This window comes from Ruegeria sp. C2, from assembly GCF_056537765.1.
Genome location: NZ_JBQFRZ010000005.1, coordinates 212,158 through 230,758, shown reverse-complemented (window position 1 = coordinate 230,758; position 18,601 = coordinate 212,158). Strand labels below are relative to the sequence as shown.

The following is an 18,601-nucleotide window of genomic DNA, read 5'->3' as shown; positions in this document are numbered from 1 at the left end:
GCGACGCGGTACGACAGGTGCCCCAGAGTATTCCTCTCAGCAATCGCTCTCGCCGCTTTGGTCATCTATTGGTTATGAGTCCTGAGCCTAGCAAACGCACTGATCACTGCGGTGTTTTGCGCAGCATCTTACTGGCTATTGTTTGTTTTGAGCTTCTAGGTATTGCTCGTAAGGTGGATTAAAGGGTGGCTTGGATTGAAAGCTATGCATCCAACATATTGTTTTAGATATATAATATAAAGATATGTGGTGCCTCAAGAGGGACTCGAACCCCCGACCTTGTCCTTACGAAGGACCTGCTCTACCAGCTGAGCTATTGAGGCATGCGACAGATCGTTTAGCCGCAGGTCGCGACCCTTGCAAGAGGCAGTTCACACACCCCTGCGGTTGACCGGTTCGCATTCCTCGCCCATCCTGCGCGCGGGCGGACCGGAGCCTGCGGGTTCGGGTGGATTATCAGATATTTGGCAAGGTCATTTGAATGTCCGGGATTTCACAGAAGACTTATGTGCTGGACACGCATCGCCTGCGGGACCCTGAGCAGACACTTGCCATCGTCAAACCGTTCCTCAAACAGATGGGGATCACGCGCATTGCCAATCTGACCGGGCTCGACCGGGTCGGGCTGCCGACGGTGATGGTGACGCGACCCAATTCGCGTTCGGTCGCGGTGTCACTGGGCAAGGGATTGTCGCTGAGCGCGGCGCAGGCCTCGGGCGTGATGGAAGCGATCGAGTCGTGGCATGCGGAACGGATCGAATTGCCGCTGCGGCTGTGCAGCCATGCCGATCTGGCACAGGATCACGTGGTGGATGTCTATCGTCTGCCGCGCGTGACCGGCGGGCAGTTTGACCCGCATGGCGCGATGCTGTGGGTGCAGGGGCGTGATCTGAACGCCGATGCCGCCTGTTGGGTGCCCTATGAGATGGTGGATACGGATTACACGACCTCTCCGGTCGTCGGGCAAAGGGCGTTTCCGCGCACAACGAATGGTCTGGCATCGGGCAACGACGTGACTGAGGCCAGTTGCCACGCGATTTGCGAGTTGATCGAACGGGACGCCACGACGCTGTGGCATCACCGGGGTGCGACGCCGCGCGTTGATCCGGACACGGTGGACGATCCGCGATGCCGTCAGGCGATGGATCAGATCACAGCGGCGGGGCTGGATCTCGGGATTTGGGACACCACCTCGGATATCGGCATTGCCAGCTTTCACTGTGTGATCTGCGAGGCCGGAGAGGCCACCGGCCATATCGGCATCGGCGATGGCTGTCACCCGGATCGCGCCATAGCGCTGCTGCGTGCACTAACCGAGGCGGCGCAGACGCGGCTGACCTATATCTCGGGCGCGCGGGATGATCTGGACCCCGAAGAGTTCTCGGACGAGGCCTGCACGTGGCGCAGCCGGTATATCCGTGAGTTGATCGATGGCGCAGCAGCGATCGGGCGTTTCACGGATTGCCCGTCGCATGTCACGGGGTCGTTCACGGAAGATCTTGAGCTGCTGCTGAGTTGTCTGTCGGTGGTCGGTATGGGTCAGGTGGTGACGGTCGATCTGTCCCGGCCTGAATTCGATATCGCGGTGGTCCGCGCGGTTATTCCGGGGCTGGAAGCGCCGCATGACGATCCCGATTACATTACAGGTCCACGTGCACGGGCGGTGACGGCATGAGCGTAGTGGTGTTCGTCGGCCCCACCCTGCGATCCGATGCGGTGCAGGTGCATCTGGACGCGACCATTCTGTCTCCGGTCCGGCAAGGGGATGTGTACCGCGTGGTACGGGACAGGCCGCGGGCCATTGGTATCATTGACGGGTATTTCGACGGGGTGCCCTCGGTCTGGCACAAGGAAATTCTGTGGGCGCTGGAACAAGGCATCCCGGTCTTTGGCAGCGCCAGCATGGGCGCGTTGCGGGCGGCAGAACTGGCCGATTTCGGGATGATCGGCGTCGGGCGGGTGTTCGAGGATTATCTAAGCGGCGCGATCATAGACGACGATGAGGTGGCGGTTCTGCACGGACCGGCAGAGCTGGGCTTCATGCCATTGAGTGAGCCAATGGTGTCGATCCGCGCCACTCTGGCCAAGGCGCAGACCGCAGGGGTGATGTCAGCCGATGTTGCCCGGACCTTGTTGGACGCTGCCAAGACTCTGCACTATCGCGACCGGGTTTGGGACAAGGTGATTGCAGCGGCGGGCACAACCTCGGGTCTGGAGGGCTTTCAGAACTGGCTGCCCGAGGGGCAGGTCGATGCCAAGGGCGATGACGCCCGTGAGATGCTGGCACATATGGCGCGGTATCTGGAAGCGGACACCGACACCCCCGCGGCGCCGCGCGTCGAACGTACCCTGGCCTGGCGCGAGTTGCGGGCGCGGGTCGATGCCGAGACCGCCTCGCAAGACACCGCCTCCCGGACATTGGTGGATGAGCTGCGGCTGGACCCTGCCCTCTATGCCGAGCTGCGTGATCGCGCCGCGCTGAACCTGCTGGCGCGGGACGAGGCGCATCGGGTCGATCACCAGCCGGACCGTGAGATATTACGAAAGCACATGACCGCGCACAGGCGCGCGGCGCGCCTGCCCCGTCAGGCCGATCTGATGGAATGGCTGCAGGACAATGACCTGACCCCTGCGCAATACGAGGCGATGCTGGCCGACCGCGCCCGCAAGGATGCGGCCATCGCAGCGCGGGCGGATGATCTGGATGCCGCCGTGCTAGCCGAGCTGCGCCACGATGGTCATTATGCAGCGTTGCGTGACCGGGCGCGGCGCAAAGCTGACCGTATCGAGACGTTGGATCGGGTGAATGGCGGCACGAACCGAACGCAGTCGCTGATCTGGTATTTTGAAACACGTCTTGACCAAGCGGTACCGGATGATCTTGAATCCTATGCAATCGCGCTGGGCCTTGAAGGGCGCGAGGCGTTTCTTGAACTGATTGAAGCCGAATTCATCTTTTGCCACGCCGGTGGCGACCCCGAGGATCAGCAGCCCGATACGCGGGCCTAAGGTTAGCCGGGACGATAACGGGAGGGGACATTGACGATCTGGCCCGATTACTCGGAAAATGAAACTCCGGGCACGCGGTTCCTGCTGTATCCGCAATCGCCCTATTTAGAGCCGAATTCGAAACCTGAACTGGTCGAGATCTCGGCCCCGCAGGGCTCGATCGGGCCCGGCCCTTCTGGGCCGCGCATGTATGCGATGTACCCGGTCGACAAGACGACCCCTTATGGTGCGATGATCGAAGGCGAGGACGGCCCCGAGATGTATCTGCCCGCCTGGGACGGCTATATCCTGCCACCGCCCGAGCCCGATGAGTTCGGCAATTTCATCCATATCGATCCCGACGATCCGGCCTTTGAAGCCGCCCACCTGTTTGGCGCAGCCCATTTCACCATGGATGTCTGGGAGGGTTATTTCGGCCGCCCGATCCCCTGGCATTTCGAGCGCGATTTCGAGCGGCTGGAACTGTCGCTGCTGCCCAGCCTCGACAACGCGCATATCGGCTGGGGGTTTCTGGAAACCGGCGGCACCCGCGAACATGGGGACGAATACCGCCCCTACAGTCTGAACTTCGACGTGGTGGCGCATGAAATCGGCCATGCCATCATCTACAGCGTCATTGGCCTGCCCTCGGAAGACGACGCAACGGGCGAGTATTACGGGTTCCATGAATCGGCGGCGGATATGGTGGCGCTGCTGGCGTCGCTTCATTTCGGCTCGGTCGTGGATGAGGTGCTGAAGAACACGCGCGGCAATCTCTATACCTATAACCGGCTCAGCCGCTTTGCCGAGCTGTCGCAGAACGCGCAGATTCGCATCGCGGCCAATGACCGGACGCTGTCCGAGTTTTCGCATGGGTGGTCCAGTGAACACGCGCTGTCGGAGCCGCTGACCGGTGCGATGTTCGATATTCTGGTCGATATCTACCACGAACGGCTGGTCGCCCATGACGTGATCGATTCGGAAATGGAGGAGCTTTCGGACGAGCTGGAGGGCACCGATGAATACAACGCGATCATGCAGGACCTGTTCGACGAACATTACGCTGCCGATCCCGAAGGCTTCCGCGTCGCTCTGATCGAGGCGCGGGATTTGCTGGGGTCCTACCTTGCCGACGCCTGGGAAATGCTGGATGCCGATATGCTGAGCTATTTCGGGGTCGAGCGCGCGCTGGTCGTTGTCGATCAGGAGATTACCGGCGGCGCTTTCCGCCAGATTATCGAGGGCAATTTCCGCATGCGTGACATCGGGCTGACACGGCCCGGCCCACGTCTGACCAAGCCGGATGGGTCCAGCCACGCCGCGTCCGTTCGCACGTTGTCACCCGAGATTAAAGAACCTTAAAGTCTTTGTTTTTGCCCCGGTTTTATGGCAGGTTGTGCGCACGGGGTGATAATTTGACAATCGACGTGCAGTGAAATGCGCAAACTGGGACAGGCGCGGCCCGAGGCCCCGTCGACCCCCGATAGGGAGAAAGTGATATGTCTGAGTCGTTACTCAGTTTTTCCGAGGTATTACTGTTCGGACGAGAATTAAGTGATCTTAAACTGAGACAGAAGTCAGTCCGGCTCGCAATTGAGGTGGCGACGGGTTACGATTTTACACAGGAGATCACCAAAATTGATGGTGTGGCTGTGCGGGAAGATGACCGGATCCTTGTGCAGGCTGGAGACAGTGCAAACGACGAGTCAGGGATCTACAAGATCTACAAGGACAAGAACGACGGGAACAAACTGAAACTCGGTAAGCGCAAGAAAGTCCCGTTTGAATCATTTGTCTACATTCGCCGGGGTCGCGTTTTCAAACACACGTTCTGGCAGCAGACTGCTGACAGGCATAGCGAGCAGCTATTCATCGAACAAGATGATCGCAGAAGGGGTCGTGGCGTCAACAACTTCATCGGGGACCAGTTCGGAGGCGATGCCCGGCTGGCCCGGATCTATGGCTTCGCATATGATGGCACCTACTACGAGATGCCCGAACCGACGATCTTCCTGGTCCATGGCGAAGGCGACAGCGCCACCGGCGGCAACTTGCCTTACGGCTTCAAGCTTGAAGACCCCGGGAAAGACACGACGCGGCAGGCCGCACGTGCGCCGCTTGATCCATCCAAATCCGGCGTTGCAGCGGCGGATTACCAGATGGCGAATGATATCCGCGTCTGGAACTATGATCAGGCCGATTACACCATCCGTATGGATATCGCAGCCGGTCAGATCGAAGAGGTCCTGCTGGACGTCTATTTCGAATACGACGCCCCGATGATGGCCGGAGCCAAGGTGAGTGGCGCGAAGGTCAGCGGTGCCAAGGTCTCTGGCGCCAAAGTCAGTGGCGCCAAGGTGAGCGGTGCCAAAGTCAGCGGTGCCAAGGTCAGCGGCGCAAAGGCACGCGGCGAATAACAGCTGATCTATCCGTGAATGGGGCGCGTCGATCACGCGCCCTTTTTCTTGCTCAGAACCCGGCCTTCTTGAGGCCTTCGAGGAAGTGCTGCGTGTCGTCTTCCAGCAGGTCCGGCTGAACCTTGGCCCAGCGCGCCAGGGAAAAGTTGGGATGCGCCGCCCGGTGCTTGTCAGCAATCTGGCGCGCCATATCCATATCGCCCTTATGCGCATAACTCGCAGCCAGAACCCGTTGCCCTTCGGTCGGGTTGTTCATCTTGTTGACCGCAGAAATCACATCGTCATAGCGTTTGAGATTGTAGTAGGCCCCGCCCAGATGCCAGAGGTACTGATCCGGGAAATAGGGGTTCAGGCGCATCGCTTGCTGAAGATGTTCGATCGCTGTCTCATTATCCCCTGAATGTGCCAACGCATCGGCATAATCCGAATGCATGTCGGCATCATTGGGGTTCAGCGACAGCGCGCGTTTGTAGGATTCAAGCGCGGTCGCATGTTCCTTGCGATAAAGCTGCACATAGCCCAGTTCGCCAAAGCCTCGCGCATCGGTCGGGTCCAGTTCGACCGCACGCAAAGCCAGAGACAGGGCTTTGTCGAGCGCGCCGCCCGGATCTTCGGTCCAGGAATAGCGCCAGTCGATATTGAGCGTCCGCGACAGGGCGGCTGCCGCGCGGGCATACCCTCCGTCCCGTTCGAGTGCCGATTCATAACAATGCTGCGCCTTGCGGTTATCGTTGCGCGTGTATTTGAAGATGTGATGCTGGCCCTGCAGAACCGAGCCATAGGCCCGAAGGTCTGACGGAATGGCCTGCACCATGCGCTGCTTTTCATGCGATTCAATCATCACCGCCATGGCCGCGACGATGCATTCCGTGACGTCGTCCAGAATGTCGAAAATATCGTCGAGCTTGCGGTCGAACCGTTCGCCCCAGATGGTCCGTTCGGTATTGGCGTCCAGCAACTCGGCAGTGACGCGGATGCGGCTGGAGGAACGGCGGACGCTGCCGCGTGCCACATAGCGCACGTTCAACCGGCGCGCGGCCTCGTGCGGGGACATCGACTGCGTCTTGAAGAAAAAGGACGAGTTGCGGGCAATGACGAACAGGTTCCGGAACTTCGACAGGTTCATGATGATGTCATCGGTCAGCCCTTCGGCGACCCAGCTGTCATCCTCATCCCCACCCTGGCTGGCAAAGGGGAGCACGGCAACTGAAGGGATATCGGGCCGCTCCAGCAATTCAAGATGCATATCGGGCCGCAGGGTCGCGGCCATGGTCGCGCCCTCGACTTCGCTGCGGACGCAATAGGTCGCCACCGGCGACATGATGTTCTTGAGCTGCTTGGGCCCAAGGAATTCGTAGCCATAACGCAGGCGATTGCGGATCTGCTCATAGACTGCGGCGCTGACATAGACCCGTTCCGGTTCCGCAATTTCCTGTAGGCGAGCGGCGATGTTGACGTTGTCGCCATGGATGCCGCGATCATCCTGCAGAACCTCGCCCATATGGACACCGGCGCGGAACTTGATCTGTTCATGTGCCATCCGCGCCTGATTGTGCTGCGCGGCAATCCGATGCAGTTCCACGCTGAACTCAACCGCGCTGGTGGCGGTTTCAAATAACGCCAGAATGCCATCGCCGCGCACTTCGATCACCCGGCCCTGATACTGCTGGCAAATCGTCTCAAGCTGTGACAGCAGAGATTTCAACGCGTTATACGTATCCATCTCGTTCTCACTCATCAGACGGGAATAGCCCACAACGTCGGCAAAAAGCACCGCGCCGAGCTTCTGTCTGAGTGAGGGGTCTGAACCGGTTGTATTCACTGGCAATACTCGAATGTCGTGTCGCGTCGAATCCGACGAGTGTACTCTAGCAAAATCTGCCTCGATACAGGCGTTATTTCAGTCATCGCAATCCGCCCGGGGTGGCCAGCTCCAATCGGCCGAGCCGAAACTGACCACAGTATCGGAATGCAATTCCTGCGCCAGAACCTGCCGCCGTGTGGTCCAGTCCTGCTGCAACATACCAACAACCACCATGTCGTGGAACTGTCCGTCTGCGAACCACGCCTGTCGCATGGTGCCTTCGATCTGACATCCGACCTGACTGATCAGATCGCGGCTGCTGTGATTATCGGCCCGGTAATACGAGGTGATCCGGTTGAGCCCCAGCTGCCGGAACGCAAAATCCAGCAGCAGCGCAATCGCCCGGACAGCAACACCATGGCGGCGCACAGATTTGTCGATGAAAATCGGGATCACGGCATCGCGGTTGACCGGTGAAATCGCTTCGAGCCCGATCATACCCACCGCGTCACCGCCTTCGGATTCGATGATGAACCAGCACTTCCTGCAATCGGGCGCGGAGCTGAGCGCCTCTTCCCAAATCTGTTCGGTTTGCATCAGATTCAGCGGAACGCGTGACGTCCGGTCAAACAGTGCAAGGTCGTGTACATCCTGAAACCAGCGCGCAGCCGTTTCCATATCCGACTTCTCGAGCGGACGCAGCCGGAACAACCGGGGTGTAGCATCGGGCAAAGGCAAAGCCTCCGAATACAAATACAAAAATCTATCCGCGCGATACTAGCACAGATGATTCAAAAACGAGAAATAACTTGTTCACACAAGGATTCAGATAAGCCGAGACCCGCTGAGCGGGCCGGTTTCTCAACAACGTGCGCGAGGTCCTAGCGGTTTTCAGCCCGGATCAGGAAAATGTTGCGTAGATAGATCGACAAGCCCATAGACTGGCCGAGAATAAAGACGGGATCACGGCGATAGATCGCATAGCTGAGCAGGATCAGCCCGCCGCCGATGGACAGATACCAGAAAGCCATAGGGATGACCGATTTCTTGGCCCGTTCCGAGGTGATCCACTGAACGATGAACCGGGCGCTGAACATCAGCTGGCCCGCAAGACCGATGAAAACCCACAACGCTTCGGTCGGGCTATCGACATGCAGGATTTCGAGGATGGTTTCAATCACGAGCGACCCGCCTCTTTTGCCGAGACCGATTTGGCGCGGCGCATCAGCCAGACGACGCCGAACAGATCCCAGATGCCGACCATCGCGCGGCCGAAATTGGTATATTTGGATTGCCCCGACAGACGCTGCTGATGTGCGACATCAACCAGAGCGACCTGCCAGCCATAGGCTTTGAAAAGCGCAGGTAGATAGCGGTGCATGTGATCGAAATAGGGCAGGTTCAGAAACGCCTGCCTGCGGAAGGCCTTGAACCCGCATCCGGTATCGCGAGTGCCGTCCTTCAGCATCCATCCCCGCAGCGCATTCGCCGCGCGCGAGGCCAGCTTTTTCGAAACGGTGTCCTTCCGCCCCAGCCGCTGCCCGGCCACAAGACCGATCTGCCCGCTGTCATCCGCCAACAGCGGAGACCAGATCTTTGGCAGTTCCTCAGGCGGGTTCTGGCCGTCACCGTCAAGCGTACAGCAAATCTCGGCCCGCGCGGCCTGGACACCGGAATGAACGGCGGCGCTTTGTCCTCCGGCAGGTTTGTGCTGCAGGATGCGCAGATAGGGGCAGGATTGCTGGAACGTCTTCAGCGCCTCATAAGTGCCGTCGGTCGAGCCGTCATCGACCGCGATGATCTCAAACGCCGGTAAATCCGCAGCCGCGGCACAGATGCCTTGCAGCAGATCAGCCGCGGCACCTTGCTCATTATGCATGGGGATGACAACCGACACGGCGGGTCGGTTATCGGACTGAGGCTGAGTATCGCTGGGCATGACGAATTTGTGTTCTTGAATCAGACACCAAGGCTTGTGATTGATCAGGAGCGTAAATTCAAGTAGCCAGCCAGCCGAAAAGCAGGTTTCAGCACAACTGATCGAAAGGTGGGCGTGGTGAACGTCAAATCGACCGAACGCCTTCTGGCGCATGACTGGGCGCCTTACATCGCGACGGGTATCGTCATCGCGATTCTGTGGTGCTGGTACATGATCGGGCTGGGACAGGACGGGCTGTCGAAGATCGATGAGTTCTTCACCTATGACCGCAGCCTCGGCTTTGCCCGCAACGGCGATTGGTTCACGGTCTTTTCACAGAACGAACCCAGCCTGAAGAAACCTCCGCTGCAATACTGGATGACGGCGGCGATGATCGAGATGGGCCTGTCACATATGACAGCACTGCACCTGCCTTCGATGCTGTTTGCGCTGGGCACGTTGATCGCGACCGCTTGGCTCGCACGGGTCATGGTGCCGGATCATCCCTGGCTGATGCTGCCTGCGGTGCTGCTGGTCTCCAGCTCTCAGAATTTCTGGGGTCACGCCACTTCGGCCATGCTGGACAATGGCGCGATGTTCTTCTCGACCCTTGGCGTCGCCATCATGCTGGCCGCTTTTGAGCGTCCGCGCCTGTGGCCCTGGTTCGCCGTTACGGTGTTTCTGTCCGGGATGCAGAAAAGCCCGACACCGCTGGCCTTTTTGGCGATCGCTTTGCTGACCTTGATCCTGACGCAGCGTTGGCAGGACCGTCCCACAAGTGAGATCTGGAAAAACCGGACATTCCTGTGGAGCATGGCGGCCTGTCTGCTGCTAGCTTTCTTCTGGCCACTGTTTCAATATCTGCGCTTTGGCTTTGGGGCCGAGTTTCAAGGCAGTGTGCGTACCGAGATGCTGGATCGTTTTGCACCCAGCGTTTCCGACCGCAGTCTGAAGAAACTCTCGGAGATCATTCTGGGCAACGCGCCGGGATTGCGGCTGGTGGGGTTGATCGGGCTGTTCTTCCTGCCCTTCAAGTTTGGACGCCCCCGCCTGCTGGCCGTAACCGGGATAGCCGTGGTTTTCTTCCTGGGCATGTGGATGGCATCGGGAAAGGTCTATGACCGCTATACGCTGCTGATCCTGCCAATGCTGATGGTTGGCGCTGCGGGCGGTATCATGCTGATCTCGAAACGGCTTTGGGTGCGCGTGCTGCTGATCGCTGTGCTTTGTTTGTCCGAAAAAGGTCCGCTGAAACGATCCGTCGACTATAGCCACCCCACCACGGCTGAGCAGTTCGGCATTGACCTGCAGGACTTGCTTGAGCCGCTGCAATCCATGGTTCAGCTCGGCGAAACACTGGTGGTATGCGGCTTTGACAACCGGCACCGTCTGCCACTGGGGGCGGCCTCGGTCTATGCGTCACCCGATCAGCGTTTCGTTTATATCAGGCGCCCTGATCTGCGCGGTTATCTGGATCGGTTTGGCTATGTTTCCGGCCCGTTGCGCGGTGTTTGCCGCGCGAAAGAGCTTGATCAAATTGCCGATGACCTGACCGGTCTTGCTCGGCAGCCTGTTGACGGGACAAAATTTGTCTATTGGACAGCGGACAGCTTGATCAACCAATAGGACCTTGATCGTAATGGCTGTATCGCCTCGGGGCTTTGCAACCCTAGACTGGGCCTTCGATTCTTCCAGGCATTCCTGAACATCGCCTCTGGCAGCGTTGGGTATATTTTATTTTTTCGTTGCCGAAACCGGTTTCGGTACGAATTAATAGGGAATGATAACGAATCCAACACTGCAAAGGCGTCAGTCTTCACCGCATCGCCTCTCGTCCCCCAAAAGGGTAAAGTTGGACGAATTGGCAAAGCATCTCGGGCTTTCCAAAAGCACCGTGTCGCGCGCCTTGAACGGGTATCCAGATATTTCTGAGGGCACGCGAAAGCGCGTTGAAGTCACAGCGCGTAAGATGGGGTATCGTCCGCTCAGCCATGCGCAGGCCATCCGAACCGGGCGGGTGCGCGCCATTGCAATGGTGATCAACAGCGAAGAGCCTGACCGGCATAATCCTTTTCTTCAGGACTTTCTGGCCGGCGCGTGCGAAGCGGCGAGCGCGTTAGATTGGACAATGACAATTTCCACGGCGAAGTCCGAGAAAGACATGCTTGAAGTCCTGGGGCGGCTTGTCGAAGAACGCAAGGCTGATGGGTTCATCCTGCCCCGGACCGAGGTCGACGACCCGCGCGTGAAATACCTCAGAGAGCTGGGAGTTCCGTTTATCCTTTATGGACGTACCGGATACGGGCAAGCGGGCGCGCAGCATGACACATCCTGGTTCGATATCTCCGGCGAAACGGCGATACGGGATGCGGTTGATCGACTCGTCCGTATTGGCCATACGCGCATTGGCTATGTCGGCAGCGATCCGAAATTCAACTACAGCCATCTGCGCCGCGACGGGTATCTCGAAGGCCTCAAGGCCGCAGGTCTGCCCGCCGATCCTGAGCTGATCCGGGAAGGCGCGCGCACGCGCGAAGAAGGTGCTGTTGAGGCGCGCGCGCTTTTGACATTGGGTCGCCCGCCAACAGCGATCGTGTTTGCAACGGATCTGGCCGCGCTGGGGTGTTATCCGGTCTGCACAGAACTGGGCCTTGAGATCGGGCGCGACGTTTCAATCCTGGGATATGACGGCATACCCGAATGCCAATATGTCAGCCCCGGGCTGACTACCTTCAGCGTGGACTCTCAGCGTGCCGGTGAACGCCTTGCAACCATGTTGATCCGCCAGACTCGCGGTGAAGCACCCGCTGATCTGCGCGAGCTGAGCGAGGCCGTGCTGATTGAGCGCGAATCCGACGGGCCACCGCGGCTGACCCCCGAGGAGCTGGCCCGGAAAATCCAACTTTAGAACGTTCATAACCGGGGAGGAGACCGACTATGAAAATTGCACCTGCAGCATCGCGAATGATGCTTGGAACATCGCTTGCGCTGATACTGACGGCGGTGTCGGCACATGCGGATACGATCCGCTTCTGGACCACCGAAGAACAGCCCGAGCGGCTGGCCAAGCAACAGGAAATGGCCGATCAGTTCAAGGCTGAAACCGGCACCACGGTCGAGGTGATCCCAGTCACCGAAACTGATCTGGGTACCCGCGCCACCGCCGCCTTTGCCGCTGGAGATCTGCCGGATGTGGTCTACCACCCGCTGCAATACGCCCTGCCATGGGCCGAGGCCGGCATTCTGGACACCGAAGCCGCGACCGAAGTGATCGAAGAGCTGGGCGCTGACACATTCGCCCCCGGCGCGCTTGGCATGGCGGCGTTCAACGGTGAAACCGCATCGGTGCCGGTCGATGGTTGGACCCAGATGGTTGTGTATCGCAAGGACCTGTTTGATGAGGCCGGACTTGAGGCCCCGAATTCCTTCGCTAATGTCCTTGCCGCGCTGGAGCAGTTGCACAACCCGCCCGAGTTGTATGGCTTTGTCGCCGCCACCAAGGTGGACGAAAACTTCATGAGCCAGGTGCTGGAGCATGTGTTCCTCGCCAATGGCGTGACGCCGGTGGGTGCGGATGGTTTCCAGCCACTGGATGAGGCCAAAACGACCGAGGTTCTGGATTTCTACAAGGCAATCTCGAAAGCCTCGCCTCCGGGTGAGCTGTTCTGGAAGCAGTCGCGCGAACTGTATTTCGATGGCAAGGCCGCGATGATCATCTGGTCTCCGTTCATTCTGGATGAACTGGCCGGTCTGCGTGACAGCGCCCCGCCCACCATCAACGATGATCCGACCTCGCGCGATCTTGCGTCGAAAACCGGTATCGTGACCAACTTCGCTGGCCCGTCCAATCCGGATGGCGCGGCTTGGGGTGACGTTCGTTACTTTGGCATCACCAACGACGCGGATACCGACGCGGCGATGGAGTTTGTGAAATACGCCATGGATCAGGGCTATACCCAGACGCTGGCCATCGCGCCCGAGGGTAAGTTCCCGGTCCGTCGCGGCAATGCTGACAACCCAACCGCCTTCTCCGAAGCCTGGGCCGAATTGCCCGTCGGTGTCGATCGCAAGGCGCCGTTGGGCGAGCTGTACGATCAGGCGATGATCGACGAGATCGTTGGTGGTCTGGACGTGGCGCAGCGCTGGGGCGTCGCCGAGGGTCAGCTGGCGTTGGCGTCCAAAATGATCAATAGCCAGGCCATCAACCGGGTCGTGCGTCAGTATATCGATGATGAAATTGATGCAGCCGCTGCGGTGGCCGCGATGAACGACGAACTCGCCAAGGTTCAGTAACCTTGTGACATCTGCAGCGGCGAATGCGCCGCTGCACCCAACCCTTCGAGGTATCCCATGACTTCGGCCACCCCACCGACAGGAACCGGGGCGTTAGCCAAACGCGAGGCGCGTCTGGCCTGGACGCTGCTGGCTCCGACCGTGATCAGTGTATCGCTTGTGGTGATCCTGCCCCTGCTGGCGATCATCTGGATCAGCTTCAAACCGTTCACCCTGTCTGACCTGCGCCCGCCTGCACCGGTCGTTCGTGAAAGTCTGCGCGGATCCGGCGACGATCTGCGGATCGAATACCGTCTGCGCAACTCAAGCCAGGAGATCGCCGTTGGCGGCGTCACCCTGACCGATGTTCTGCCAGACGGCGTAACGGCGCGCGAGGTGACAAGCCCCTGCGTTCTGGACGGGCAAAACCTGTTCTGTGATTTTGGAACTCTGGAAGGCGGGCAGCGCGAACGTATCCGCATCCCCGTTACAGTGGACGGTGATCCAGACGCGTTTGAGGACCTGATCGAAGGCTCCGAACCCGACCTGACCGGCAGCGGGCCCAGCGTGCTTACCAACTTTGAATTCAGCCTGGAAAACTTCGCCCGTGTCTTTGACGGTGACGAGTTCTGGGGCGTTCTATGGGTCACGTTGTTCTACACCGTTGTCGGCACCATCGGGGCTTTGGTGATGGGCCTGTTTGCAGCCTTGTTGCTGAACAAAAGCTTCAAAGGACAAGGGTTCATACGCGGCCTCTATCTGTTCCCCTATGTGGCGCCAGTCATCGCTGTGGCCTTCACATGGGTCACCTTGTTCGACCCGTTCTCAGGTTCTGCCAACGCATTGTTGGTGCAGATGGGACTAAGCAGTGAACCGATCAACTTCTTCGGGGAACGCCCTTTGGCGCTGATCATGGTGACAGTGTTCGAGATCTGGCGCTATTTCCCGCTGTCCTTCCTGTTCATTCTGGCGCGGATGCAATCCATCGACTCTAGCATGTATGAAGCAGCGGATATGGATGGAGCCTCACCATTCCAGAAGTTCTGGCTGCTGAGCATCCCGCAACTGCTGGGCATCCTGTCGGTACTATTCCTGCTGCGCTTCATCTGGACGTTCAACAAGTTCGACGACATCTTCCTGCTGACCGGCGGCAACGCGGGTACCCGCACGCTGACGGTGAATGTCTATGAACAGGCCTTTGCGATTTCAAACATCGGCGCAGGCGCGGCGGTGGCTGTAGTAATCCTGCTCTGCCTGATCGCATTCAGCTTCGTCTTCTTCCGCTTCATCAGCCGTGAGGAGGGTTTGTGATGCGCAAAGGGTATATAACCGCGCCGTTGTTGGGCGCGCTCTGGCTGGTGGTGATCGCCACAACTGTCGCCATCACCATGTCATTTTCAACCGGGGCAGCGTTCCGACCTCAGGTCCTGCTCTGCCTGATCTGGGGGGCTCTGGCCGGTCTGATCTATGTCCGCTTCCCGGCGCAGCGCGCACCGGCTCGTCTGGGTATATCCGCACTGTTGGGCCTGTCTTGCCTGACCGGGTTCGGGCCGGTTCTGATCGGCTCGGACACCTCGTTGCAGGCGGTTTTGGTCACTGTGGTGGCGATGGCGGTTGTGATGCACCTGTCCATGGCAGCAATCCTGCAAGAGACGCCGTTCGGAGAACTCACGCGTCATGAATACGAAGCGGCGGTGATCCGGTTCTGCACGGGTTTCGGATATATCTTCTTCACCGCGATTGTGATCATCCCGTTCTATGTGATGGTAATGACCAGCCTGAAATCGCAGCAGGCCCTGTTGCAGAACCCGCTGGATTTCTCGGTCGATCTATCGCAAGGCACCGCGCTGTTTCGCAGCTATACCGAGCTGTTTCGGGATTTCAACTTCGGCACCTATCTGTGGACCTCGCTCTACGTCTCAGTCTTGACGGTGTTCATCACCTTGCTGTTCAGCGTCCCCGGTGCCTATGCGGTGGCACGGTTCCGGTTCAAAGGGCAAAAGGCGTTCTCACGCTCGATCCTGCTGATCTACATGGTGCCAATGATTGTTCTGGCACTGCCGATCTATATCGCATTCTCACTGACCGGGCTGCGCAACTCAATCCTTGGCATCGTCATGATCTACCCGGTCACCACGATCCCGGTCGCGCTGTATATGCTGCAAGGTTATTTCCGTGGCCTGCCGACGGAGGTGGAAGAGGCCGGTCTGATGGATGGGCTGTCGCGGCTGGCGGTGATCTGGAAAATTACCCTGCCACTTAGCCTACCTGCGCTGGCATCGGTCTCGCTCTACGTCTTCATGATCGCGTGGAATGAATTCCTGCTGGCCTTCATGCTGCTGGACGACCCGTCAAAATTCACCCTGACCCGAGGCGTCACGATGTTGAATTCCTCGGAAATTCCCCGACAGCACCTAATGGCCGGTGCGGTGATCGCCACCGTTCCGATCATGGCGCTGTTCCTGGGGCTTGAACGTTTCATGACCAAGGGCCTGACTGCGGGGTCCGTCAAAGGATGACTGAGATGAACCAACACACCAACCCCGACCGCGAGGCGCGCAACATCCTGATTGCCAATGATCGTGGCGGATACACCATCCCAACCGAAGGGCTTTACCCTTACCAATGGAACTGGGACAGCGCGATCGCGGCCCTTGGCTTTGCCGAGTTCGACATCAACCGTGCCTGGACCGAGATCGAGACGCTGTTCACAGGCCAGTGGGATGACGGCATGGTGCCGCATATCCTGTTTCACCAGCAGGATGATGGCTATTTCCCCGGTCCCGATGTCTGGGGCGGCCATGGGCCGATCCCGTCCTCTGGCATCATTCAGCCCCCGGTGGCTGCAACTGTGGCGCGGAAGATCTGGGAAAAAGATAGCGATGCAGGCACGGACCGCGTTCGCGCGCTCTTCCCATCTCTGCTGGCGTGGCATCGCTGGATCATGAGATGGCGACTCGACGAACACGGCGCGGTTTGCACCACACATCCGTGGGAAGCTGGCCGGGATAACGCGCCAGACTGGGACAAGGCGATGGAAGGCGTCGACCCCACAGGCGTTGGAGACTATCAGCGGCGTGACACAAGCCACGTCAACAGCGCCGATCGACCGACCAAGTACGACTATGATCGGTATATCAAACTGGTTCAGATCGGGTGCCAGGTCGGCTGGGATCAGCAGAAACTGCTGGGCCTGAACCCATTCCGGGTCGCCGATCCCACTATGACGTTCATCACCCTGCGCGCCGCGCGCGATCTGCTCGTGATCAGCGAAAGGCTTGGTATTGCGGCGGATGGGCTAAGCGATGACATTCAGAAGCTCAACGCCGGCGCTCGGTCGTTGTGGAACGAAACGCTGAACTCGTTCGACTCGCGCGATGCGCTGACTGGTGAATGGGCAGGAAGCGTCTCTAACGCGTCGTATCTTTGCTGGTATGCGGGCCTTGATTCACTGCAAATGCTGGAACGGTTGCAGGCGGTGCTTGCGAATGTGCCATATCCAGTTCCCAGCTATGACCCGGCGATGCCCAACTTCGACCAGCGCAGATATTGGAGAGGCCCCACATGGGGTTTCATGAACATGCTGATTGGGTTCGGACTGGCTGACATGGGGCACCTGTCAGAAGCCGAAGCACTACGTCTGAAAACCGCGCAGTTGATCTCAACGAACGGCTTTGCGGAATATTACGAACCACTCACCGGTAGCCCCGCCGGAGGAAATTCATTCACCTGGACTGCGGCTGTCTGGCTGCACTGGGCAGGGAGGAACTAATGGGCAGCATCGAACTAAAATCAGTCGAAAAATGGTTCGGCACGGCTCAGGTCATCAAAGGTGTCGACCTTAAGATCGAAGAGGGCGAGTTCATTGTCTTCGTGGGCCCGTCCGGCTGCGGAAAATCCACGCTACTGCGCATGATTGGCGGGCTTGAAGACATCTCGCGTGGCTCGCTTTTGATTAATGACAGCGACGTTACGGACCATCCGCCATCCAAGCGGGGGCTGACAATGGTCTTTCAATCCTACGCGCTTTATCCGCACCTTACGGTCGCTGAAAACATGGGCTTCTCGCTCAAGGTGGCCGGAGTCCCGAAGGCTGAGATCGCTGAGCAGGTCAACAAAGCTGCCGAAGTACTGAAGCTGGGGCCCTTCCTGGAACGTCGACCCAAGGACTTGTCCGGCGGTCAGCGTCAACGCGTCGCCATTGGCCGGTCCATCGTACGTGATCCGACGGCGTTTCTGTTCGACGAGCCTCTCTCAAACCTCGACGCAGCCCTTCGGGTCGAAATGCGGTATGAGATTGCAAAGCTCCATCAAAACCTGAAGCGGACGATGATCTATGTGACGCACGATCAGGTCGAAGCGATGACCTTGGCTGATCGCATCGTCGTGCTGGAATACGGTAAAATCGCGCAAGTCGGCACCCCGCGAGAGCTTTATGAACGCCCGGCCAATCTGTTTGTGGCGCAGTTCATCGGCAGTCCGAAAATGAACATACTACCCTGCACTGCTCAAGACGGTAGCTACACTCTGGACCGTGGCAGAGGTGGCAGTTTTTCTGGGTCTGGAATTGCCAACAGGCTTGGCATCCGACCCGAACACATCGAAGTGGTCGCGGCCGGAGACGGCCAAAGCGATGGCGTCATAGAAGTGATCGAATACCTCGGGGCAGACACTTTCCTGATCGTGGATTGCGGTACGGAAGAGAAAGTGACCGTTCGCCTGAACGGGGACACAGACCTCAAACCGGGGGCAAATATTGGCCTGCAATTCCCGACTGATATGTTGCACTTCTTCGACGAAAACGGCGACGCGCTGAGTCTGGAATAAATTCGGCCACGCGTCTGCTCGTAAAGTTCGGGTTGTTCTATGACGGGGTTACACTTCCGTTTAGACCAAAAGCTGTGAGCTACCCACCAGGAGGGGGTAGGTCTTTCCAATTGAGCCGCCAGATAGCTCGTTTTTGTGAGGCGGTTTACAACTCAGTTTCAACGTCCAAAGGACCAGTAAGTAATGCGAGTTCCAACCACATCGATTTTGTTCATCGCGGCATTGGGGAAAGAGAGCCGCCGTCGAGAGCTATTATCTGCGCTCTTAGCTACGGTTCAGCAATAGCTTAGGCCCGCTGCGCGGGCTCTGCCCAAGCGAAGGAATTGAATCGCCTTTCGGATGACCTGACCGGCCTTGCCCGGCAACTGATTCACA

Annotated in this window: 16 protein-coding genes and 1 tRNA gene; 12 read left to right on the top strand and 5 right to left on the bottom strand. The window is 58.7% G+C overall.

Features of this window, described 5'->3' with window-relative positions; all coding sequences use genetic code 11:
• Window positions 1-182, top strand: a 182-nt coding sequence (locus ACR0IV_RS16275; RefSeq protein ID WP_480734411.1) for a hypothetical protein, incomplete at its 5' end; no start/stop codon positions are given.
• Window positions 183-247: 65 nt separating this feature from the next.
• Here ACR0IV_RS16275 and ACR0IV_RS16270 read toward each other — a convergent pair.
• Window positions 248-323 (bottom strand) — tRNA-Thr (locus ACR0IV_RS16270).
• Window positions 324-481: 158 nt separating this feature from the next.
• Here ACR0IV_RS16270 and ACR0IV_RS16265 point away from each other — a divergent pair.
• From ACR0IV_RS16265 to ACR0IV_RS16250, 4 genes are all read left to right on the top strand, one after another.
• On the top strand, window positions 482-1,675 hold the full coding sequence (locus tag ACR0IV_RS16265; protein ID WP_480660197.1) for a YcaO-like family protein: 1,194 nt from the start codon (window positions 482-484) through the stop codon (window positions 1,673-1,675).
• On the top strand, window positions 1,672-3,009 hold the full coding sequence (locus tag ACR0IV_RS16260; protein ID WP_480660196.1) for a TfuA-like protein: 1,338 nt from the start codon (window positions 1,672-1,674) through the stop codon (window positions 3,007-3,009). Before ACR0IV_RS16265 ends, ACR0IV_RS16260 begins: the two co-directional genes overlap by 4 nt.
• Before the next feature lie 30 nt (window positions 3,010-3,039).
• A complete protein-coding gene (locus ACR0IV_RS16255) occupies window positions 3,040-4,350 on the top strand; it encodes a gluzincin family metallopeptidase (RefSeq protein ID WP_480660195.1) in 1,311 nt (436 codons plus the stop codon).
• A 137-nt stretch (window positions 4,351-4,487) separates the two neighbouring features.
• The gene (locus ACR0IV_RS16250) at window positions 4,488-5,405 is read left to right on the top strand and encodes a pentapeptide repeat-containing protein (protein WP_480471422.1); all 918 of its coding nucleotides are present in this window, start codon (window positions 4,488-4,490) and stop codon (window positions 5,403-5,405) included.
• Window positions 5,406-5,457: 52 nt separating this feature from the next.
• On the opposite strand, the gene ACR0IV_RS16245 is transcribed toward ACR0IV_RS16250, so the two are convergent.
• The 4 genes from ACR0IV_RS16245 to ACR0IV_RS16230 form a co-directional block, all read right to left on the bottom strand.
• Complete coding sequence (locus ACR0IV_RS16245) at window positions 5,458-7,179, bottom strand: adenylate/guanylate cyclase domain-containing protein (protein WP_480660194.1); 1,722 nt, start codon at window positions 7,177-7,179, stop codon at window positions 5,458-5,460.
• 126 nt (window positions 7,180-7,305) lie between these two features.
• Complete coding sequence (locus ACR0IV_RS16240) at window positions 7,306-7,968, bottom strand: GNAT family N-acetyltransferase (RefSeq protein WP_480471420.1); 663 nt, start codon at window positions 7,966-7,968, stop codon at window positions 7,306-7,308.
• Window positions 7,969-8,090: 122 nt separating this feature from the next.
• Entirely contained in the window at window positions 8,091-8,390 is a 300-nt protein-coding gene (locus tag ACR0IV_RS16235; RefSeq protein ID WP_480660193.1) for a lipid-A-disaccharide synthase N-terminal domain-containing protein, read from the bottom strand.
• Window positions 8,387-9,148, bottom strand: coding sequence for a glycosyltransferase family 2 protein (locus ACR0IV_RS16230; protein ID WP_480660192.1), 762 nt, complete (start codon window positions 9,146-9,148; stop codon window positions 8,387-8,389). Before ACR0IV_RS16230 ends, ACR0IV_RS16235 begins: the two co-directional genes overlap by 4 nt.
• 117 nt (window positions 9,149-9,265) lie before the next feature.
• Here ACR0IV_RS16230 and ACR0IV_RS16225 point away from each other — a divergent pair, with 117 nt between their 5' ends.
• The 7 genes from ACR0IV_RS16225 (at window position 9,266) to ACR0IV_RS16195 (ending at window position 18,226) form a co-directional block, all read left to right on the top strand.
• Window positions 9,266-10,753, top strand: a complete 1,488-nt coding sequence (locus ACR0IV_RS16225; RefSeq protein WP_480660191.1) for an ArnT family glycosyltransferase — start codon at window positions 9,266-9,268, stop codon at window positions 10,751-10,753.
• 226 nt (window positions 10,754-10,979) lie between these two features.
• Complete coding sequence (locus ACR0IV_RS16220) at window positions 10,980-12,035, top strand: LacI family DNA-binding transcriptional regulator (RefSeq protein ID WP_480660190.1); 1,056 nt, start codon at window positions 10,980-10,982, stop codon at window positions 12,033-12,035.
• A gap of 29 nt (window positions 12,036-12,064) precedes the next feature.
• On the top strand, window positions 12,065-13,420 hold the full coding sequence (locus ACR0IV_RS16215) for an ABC transporter substrate-binding protein (protein WP_480471415.1): 1,356 nt from the start codon (window positions 12,065-12,067) through the stop codon (window positions 13,418-13,420).
• Window positions 13,421-13,477: 57 nt separating this feature from the next.
• Window positions 13,478-14,710, top strand: coding sequence for a carbohydrate ABC transporter permease (locus tag ACR0IV_RS16210; protein WP_480660189.1), 1,233 nt, complete (start codon window positions 13,478-13,480; stop codon window positions 14,708-14,710).
• Entirely contained in the window at window positions 14,710-15,918 is a 1,209-nt protein-coding gene (locus tag ACR0IV_RS16205) for a carbohydrate ABC transporter permease (protein ID WP_480660188.1), read from the top strand. Before ACR0IV_RS16210 ends, ACR0IV_RS16205 begins: the two co-directional genes overlap by 1 nt.
• A gap of 5 nt (window positions 15,919-15,923) precedes the next feature.
• Complete coding sequence (locus tag ACR0IV_RS16200; RefSeq protein WP_480660187.1) at window positions 15,924-17,171, top strand: MGH1-like glycoside hydrolase domain-containing protein; 1,248 nt, start codon at window positions 15,924-15,926, stop codon at window positions 17,169-17,171.
• Window positions 17,171-18,226 (top strand): ABC transporter ATP-binding protein, encoded by a 1,056-nt coding sequence (locus ACR0IV_RS16195; RefSeq protein ID WP_480471411.1) that lies wholly within the window; start codon window positions 17,171-17,173, stop codon window positions 18,224-18,226. Before ACR0IV_RS16200 ends, ACR0IV_RS16195 begins: the two co-directional genes overlap by 1 nt.
• Window positions 18,227-18,601: the final 375 nt, after the last annotated feature.

Coding starts and splice junctions, on each gene's coding strand:
- ACR0IV_RS16265 (WP_480660197.1), top strand. CDS start 482: ATGTCCGGGATTTCACAGAAGACTTATGTGCTGGACACGCATCGCCTG.
- ACR0IV_RS16260 (WP_480660196.1), top strand. CDS start 1,672: ATGAGCGTAGTGGTGTTCGTCGGCCCCACCCTGCGATCCGATGCGGTG.
- ACR0IV_RS16250 (WP_480471422.1), top strand. CDS start 4,488: ATGTCTGAGTCGTTACTCAGTTTTTCCGAGGTATTACTGTTCGGACGA.
- ACR0IV_RS16230 (WP_480660192.1), bottom strand. CDS start 9,148: ATGCCCAGCGATACTCAGCCTCAGTCCGATAACCGACCCGCCGTGTCG.
- ACR0IV_RS16215 (WP_480471415.1), top strand. CDS start 12,065: ATGAAAATTGCACCTGCAGCATCGCGAATGATGCTTGGAACATCGCTT.
- ACR0IV_RS16210 (WP_480660189.1), top strand. CDS start 13,478: ATGACTTCGGCCACCCCACCGACAGGAACCGGGGCGTTAGCCAAACGC.
- ACR0IV_RS16205 (WP_480660188.1), top strand. CDS start 14,710: ATGCGCAAAGGGTATATAACCGCGCCGTTGTTGGGCGCGCTCTGGCTG.
- ACR0IV_RS16200 (WP_480660187.1), top strand. CDS start 15,924: ATGAACCAACACACCAACCCCGACCGCGAGGCGCGCAACATCCTGATT.
- ACR0IV_RS16195 (WP_480471411.1), top strand. CDS start 17,171: ATGGGCAGCATCGAACTAAAATCAGTCGAAAAATGGTTCGGCACGGCT.